This window comes from Kribbella sp. (assembly GCF_035687465.1).
In the GTDB taxonomy this organism is placed as follows: Bacteria; Actinomycetota; Actinomycetes; order Propionibacteriales; family Kribbellaceae; genus Kribbella.
In genome coordinates, this window is sequence record NZ_DASRXP010000537.1 from 1 (window position 1) to 5,652 (window position 5,652).

Here is a 5,652-nt window from a genome sequence, read left to right on the forward strand (position 1 = left end):
CGAGCTAGGGCAACGCCTCAACAAGTGGCTCACCGCCCACGTCAAGGCGCTGAAGAACGCGACACCTGACATGCCACTGGAAGACCGTGCAGCCGACACCTGGGAGCCGATGATTGCCATTGCCGACCTGGCAGGCGGGCAATGGCCACGAGCCGCCCGGAAAGCGGCTGTAGCGCTCACCAGCGACCGCGACGCCGGAGACGAAGCGTCGATCCCAACCCGCCTGCTGGCCGACTGCCGCACAGCGTTCCAAGACGCCGATGCACTACCGACTCAACTCCTGCTCGACCGGCTGCGCAGCGACACCGAAGGCCCCTGGGCAACGCTGGGAGCCAACGGACTCACAGCGATGAAGATGGGCAACCTGCTACGCGATTTCGAGATCCGCAGCGACACCATCCGATTCCCCACCGGCCAAGCCAAGGGCTACGTACGCAGCGATTTCGCCGACGCCTGGAACCGCTACTGCCCCGCGCCAAAAGCCGAGGTCGGGGAAGCCGTACCAGCCGTACCAGCCGTAACTTCCCAGGTCAGCCCCGAGGAGGCTTCCCCCACTGGTACGGCTCAAGCCGTACCAACGAACCAAGCCTCCTTGACCCTGACCTGCGAAAACGAGGCTGGTACGACTGGTACGGCTTGGGGACCCAGAGCCGTAGCCCCTCTTTCGGACGACGCACACCAGAACCGATCCACCTCCGGTGCAGCGTGAAAGGGGCATCCGTAGTGACTCACCTTCTGCCAGTTCCTGACGACGAATCGACCGCGACCGTGCACGACATTCGCGCCCTGGTCTACACGGTCCCCGAGGTCGCACAGCTCCTAGCCGTCTCGCGGAACACCGCCTACCTCATGGTCCGCACCGGGCAGCTCCCTGCCCGCCGACTTGGCACCCGCTGGGTGGTGCCGCGCAAGGCATTCCACAACTGGCTCGACGCCACCCCGATCCCCGACGACACCACCACACTCGCCACCGCTGGAAACTGGAGCTAACGACACCATGGGTTACGTCCGTAAAACCCCCGCTGGAAGCTGGAAAGCGTGCTGGCGCGATGCCACCGGCCGCCAGCCGTCCAAGACCTTCCCGACCAAGCGCGAGGCTGCCGCGTTCCTCGCCACGGTCGAGACTGCCCGCCATACCGGCACCTACATTGATCCGCACGCAGGCAAGCGAATGAAGTTCGGCGTCTACGCGGCCGAATGGCTCGAATCGCACAATGTCGAGCTCACCACCAGGGCACGAGACCTCTCCCTGCTGCGCACGCATCTCCTGCCCCAGTGGGCCAACGCTCCCCTATCCGCTATCGATCATTCGGCGGTGCAGAAGTGGGTCGCGAAGCTCTCGGCTCACCTGTCCCCTGCGACTGTGACCGAATGCCACCGGCTGTTCAGTGCCGTACTGAAGGCAGCAATTCGCGACCGGCTTATCGCGATCAATGCGGCGGCTGGGGTGAGGTTGCCGAAGAAGCGTCAGCAGGCAGGCGACCGGCAGACCATCAGCCGTGAGGCCTTCACCGCACAACTACTGCCCGCCATTCCCCCGCGTCATCGGCCATTGGTCGCGCTGGCTGGCGGCACCGGGCTTCGCTGGGGAGAGTGCATCGGACTCCGCTGGGAATCGATCGACCTCAATGCCGGCACTTTGCGAGTCGAGCGCGTTGCGATCGAAGTCAGCGGGCATGTGACCCCAAAGCCTTACCCGAAGTCGCGTGCGGGGCGCCGTGTTGTCCCGCTGCCGTCGATGGTGGCCGACCTGTTGAAGCGTCATCGCGACCTGTACGGCACCGGCCCGGCCGGTGAGGTGTTCACCAACGAAGCCGGTACGCCGCTACGCCGGACTTTGTTCAGGGCGCGCATCTGGCGGCCCGCCCTGGTCCGAGCTGGGCTGCTAGGCGCGGTCACTGAGGAAGGTGAGAAGTTCCGGGCGACCTGGCCGACGCCGACCGGGGACATGTCCGAGGTGTTCTCGACCGCAGTACAGGCAGTGAAGGCGATCGCGCGACACGGAGACGGCGGGCTGAGGTTCCACGACCTTCGGCACTCGTACGCCTCGTGGCTGATCACCTCGGGTGTGCCGGTTCCCGACGTACAGCGGGTGATGGGGCACGAGCGGCCGACAACCACGCTCGCGATCTACACCCACGTCCAAGGAGGCTCTCAGGAGAGGGTTTTGGACGCTCTCGCTGCCTTTTCGCTGCCTGACGAGGGCTGAAACTAGAAGAGCGGGGACCTGGCATCTGCCGGGTTCCCGCTCTGACCTGCTGTTTCGTGCTGTGGGCGATACTGGGTTCGAACCAGTGACCTCTTCGGTGTGAACGAAGCGCGCTACCACTGCGCCAATCGCCCCTGCTGGTAATGAAGTTGTGACCGCTTGTGGTGGTTGCTCAAGCGGTGCGGGTGAAACCATAGCGCATTGGTCCGCGACGGACGAAACCGGCCGGGCTACTCTGTCTGAAAGACGGAGACCCCGTCGCGTTGGAGACATGACTGTGACTTTCTCGCACGACACCGAGCACGCGCTCGGCACGCTGGTCCGGCTGGTCAACACGCTGCCCGGGCCGAACAACCAGGTCGACACGTTGGAGACGCTCGAAGAACTGGAGAAGTTCGTCCACGAGCAGGAGTTCAGCGCGGTCGGGAATCTGACCGAGTCCGACCTCGAGGATGTCCGCGCGCTCCGGCCGTTGTTCTCCCGGGTGTTCACCACCGGTTCCGATGCCGAGGCCGCGGCGATGGTCAACGCGATCGTCGCCAGCGGCACCACCACGCCCCGGCTGACCAATCACGACGGTCATCCGTGGCACATCCACTACTCCCGCGACGGGTCGACGCTGACCTGCCGGATCACGGTCGAGTGCGGTATCGCGCTGGCGCAGGTGATCTCGGCCGGCGAACGCGAACGGCTCCGCCGCTGCGAGGCACCGGACTGCGACGACGCCCTGATCGACCTGTCGCGCAACCGCTCCAAGCGCTACTGCGACGCCCGCACCTGCGGCAACCGCCTGCACGTAGCCGCCTACCGCGAACGCCGCAAAGCCTCCGGCGAGTAAACCCGCCCGTACTACGCACGCAACCGCCGCCCAACCTGGTCCATCCAGAGCGGCGACTGTTGCCTCGCACCCCAAACCTAGGGGTCGATGTCTTCTGCGGACCGTTCGGCGAACACCTTGGTTACAGCGGCGGTGACTTCGCCGGGGGCGGCTAGGTCGCGGTCGTCGACCCGGTGGATCGCCTGGACGTCGCGGATAGTGGAGGTGAGGAAGATCTCATCCGCCTCGGCCAGTTTCGCCAGCGGCACGTCCCGCTCGACCGCGCCGAACCACGCCAGCACCAGAGCACGGGTGACACCGGCGAGCGCGCCCGACTCCAGCGTCGGGGTGACCAGTTCACCGTCGAAGACGCAGAAGATGTTGGAGCCGGTGCCTTCGCAGAGGTTCCCGACGGTGTTCGCGAAGATCCCCTCGCTACCACCCCGCGCCTTGGCATACCCCAGTGCGCGGACGTTCTCGGCGTACGAGGTGGTCTTGAGGCCGGCGACCGCGCTGCGTTCGTTGCGCACCCACGGCACGGTGACGATCGCGGAACTCGGCGCCGGGCGTTCGACCGCCTGGGACGCGACCACGAGGGTCGGTCCGGCGGTGCCCCGGTCGGAGGACAGCGGCGAGACGCCGCCGGTGTAGGTGATCCGCAGCCGGCCGAACGCGATGTCGGGATCCGCCTTCACCACCGCGGCGATCGCCTCCTCGACCTGGCCGAGGTCGGGCGCGCGCAGTCCCAGCCCAGTGGCCGAAACGACCAGTCGCTCGAGGTGCTTGGTGATCGCGAACGGCTGCCCGTCGACGATCTTCAGCGTCTCGAACACTCCGTCACCGGTGGTCAGCCCATGGTCCAGCGGCGAGACCGCGGCACTCGCCGGATCCTCCACCAGCGCACCGTTCAGCCAGATTCTCATCCGTACTCCTTCCAAAACCCTGCCACACCCTAATGCGCCTCACCTCGAGCCGGCTCAGACGGCTCCCGCGCGGACGAGGCCGGCTTCGTAGGCGAAGACGACGGCCTGGACCCTGTCACGCAGGCCGAGTTTGGACGGGATTCGGCTGACGTGGGTCTTCACGGTGCCCTCGGTCAGGTGCAGGCGGCCGGCGATCTCGCTGTTCGACAGGCCGCGAGCGATCAGGGTCAGCACCTCGCGTTCGCGCCCGGTCAGGAGGTTCAGGTCGGCGCTCGGGGTGAGCTCCGCGGGCGCGGTAGCCACGTAGCGTTCGAGGAGTCGGCGGGTCACGCTGGGTGCCACCACCGCCTCGCCGTTCGCCACCACCCGGATGGCCGAGAGCAGGTCGGGGGCGAGGGTGTCCTTGAGCAGGAACCCGCTCGCGCCGGCGTGCAGGGCGGCGTAGACGTACTCGTCGAGGTCGAAGGTGGTCAGGACCAGGATCCTGATCCGGCTGTCGTCGTCGGCGCAGATGCGGCGGGTCGCCTCCACCCCGTCGACCTCGGGCATCCGGATGTCCATCAGGACGACATCGGGCCGTAGTTCGAGCGCCAGCGCCGCCGCCTGGGCCCCGTCGCCCGCCTCACCGACCACCTCCATATCCGGGGCGTGCTCGAGGATCATCCGGAAGCCGGTCCGGACCAGAGCCTGGTCGTCGGCAAGAAGGACGCGGATCACGCGTGCCGCCTTTCGATCGGAAGGGTTGCCCGCACGACGAACCCACCCTCGGGAGCCGGGCCGGCTTCAAGGCGGCCGCCGAGCAGCTTGACCCGCTCGCGCATGCCGCGAAGCCCGTTGCCACCGGCATCAGTCAAGCCGTCGTCGCCGGTCAAGCTATCGGGGCCAAGGCTGTCGTCGCCGGGCGCGGCCCGTCCATCGTCGCGGACCTCAAGGCTGAGCTCGGCGGGCCTGAAGCAGACGGACACCTCGGCGGTCGCACCGGTACCGGCATGTTTCATCGTGTTGGTCAGCGCTTCCTGGATGAGCCGGTACGCCGACAAGTCCACCGCCGACGGCAGTTCGGCAACCGTCCCCTCGACCTGCAGGCGCACCGGCGTACCGGTCTGTCTGACCTGTGAGAGCAGGGCGGGGAGGTGGGCGAGCCCGGGCTGAGGTTGCCAACTGTCATCCACTTCGCCGAGCGCACCGACTGCCCTGCGCATGTCAGCGAGGGAGTCGCGGCCGGTCTTGACGATCGCCTCCAGCGCGGTCCGGGTATCGGTCGGCCGGTCGTCCAGCGCGGCGGCGCCGCCCTGGGCCTGGATCACGATCATGGACAGGCCGTGGGCCACGACGTCGTGCAGCTCGCGGCTGATCCGTCCGCGTTCCGCGGCCACGGCGAGGGTGGCCCGGTGGTCCCGTTCGCGTTCCAGATCCAGGGCGCGGGCGTGAAGTTGGCCGAGGAGCGCGCGGCGGTTGTAGACGCTGGAGCCGATCGCCCAGGCGGCGACCAAGGCCAGACCAGCCACGGACGCGGTGTTCCAGGCGTTCGACGCGGCACCACGTTCGATCGTGGTGACGTCGTCCCCGATCGACGGGCCGGAGCGGTCACCGATCCGGACGACGGTGTTCGGCAGTCCGGGGACGGGGAGGTCGTTGAGTGCGGAGTACGCGCTCCAGCCCGTGACCAGGAGCAGCAGTCCACCCAGCGACGCGAGTGCGAC

Annotated in this window: 7 protein-coding genes and 1 tRNA gene; 4 read left to right on the forward strand and 4 right to left on the reverse strand. The window is 67.4% G+C overall.

The genetic code is table 11. The features are described from left to right. From VFG33_RS28335 to VFG33_RS28345, 3 genes are all read left to right on the forward strand, one after another. A partial coding sequence (locus VFG33_RS28335; RefSeq protein WP_325056026.1) for a DUF3631 domain-containing protein occupies window positions 1-709 on the forward strand: 709 nt, incomplete at its 5' end. Between the two features lie 14 nt (window positions 710-723). Continuing rightward, window positions 724-990 (forward strand): helix-turn-helix domain-containing protein, encoded by a 267-nt coding sequence (locus VFG33_RS28340; RefSeq protein WP_325056027.1) that lies wholly within the window; start codon window positions 724-726, stop codon window positions 988-990. Window positions 991-997: 7 nt separating this feature from the next. Beyond that, window positions 998-2,209 carry a tyrosine-type recombinase/integrase gene (locus tag VFG33_RS28345; RefSeq protein ID WP_325056028.1) on the forward strand — a complete coding sequence of 404 codons (1,212 nt, stop codon included), beginning with the start codon at window positions 998-1,000 and terminating at the stop codon, window positions 2,207-2,209. A gap of 62 nt (window positions 2,210-2,271) precedes the next feature. Here VFG33_RS28345 and VFG33_RS28350 read toward each other — a convergent pair. Continuing rightward, window positions 2,272-2,343 (reverse strand) — tRNA-Val (locus tag VFG33_RS28350). A 137-nt stretch (window positions 2,344-2,480) separates the two neighbouring features. Here VFG33_RS28350 and VFG33_RS28355 point away from each other — a divergent pair. Then, the gene (locus VFG33_RS28355; protein ID WP_325056029.1) at window positions 2,481-3,047 is read left to right on the forward strand and encodes a CGNR zinc finger domain-containing protein; all 567 of its coding nucleotides are present in this window, start codon (window positions 2,481-2,483) and stop codon (window positions 3,045-3,047) included. A 77-nt stretch (window positions 3,048-3,124) separates the two neighbouring features. Here VFG33_RS28355 and VFG33_RS28360 read toward each other — a convergent pair whose 3' ends face one another. From VFG33_RS28360 to VFG33_RS28370, 3 genes are all read right to left on the reverse strand, one after another. Further along, complete coding sequence (locus VFG33_RS28360; RefSeq protein WP_325056030.1) at window positions 3,125-3,949, reverse strand: aminotransferase class IV; 825 nt, start codon at window positions 3,947-3,949, stop codon at window positions 3,125-3,127. Between the two features lie 54 nt (window positions 3,950-4,003). Then, window positions 4,004-4,666, reverse strand: a complete 663-nt coding sequence (locus tag VFG33_RS28365) for a response regulator (RefSeq protein WP_325056031.1) — start codon at window positions 4,664-4,666, stop codon at window positions 4,004-4,006. Beyond that, the coding region (locus VFG33_RS28370; RefSeq protein WP_325056032.1) for a sensor histidine kinase at window positions 4,663-5,652 on the reverse strand (990 nt) is incomplete at its 5' end. The genes VFG33_RS28370 and VFG33_RS28365, both read right to left, overlap by 4 nt.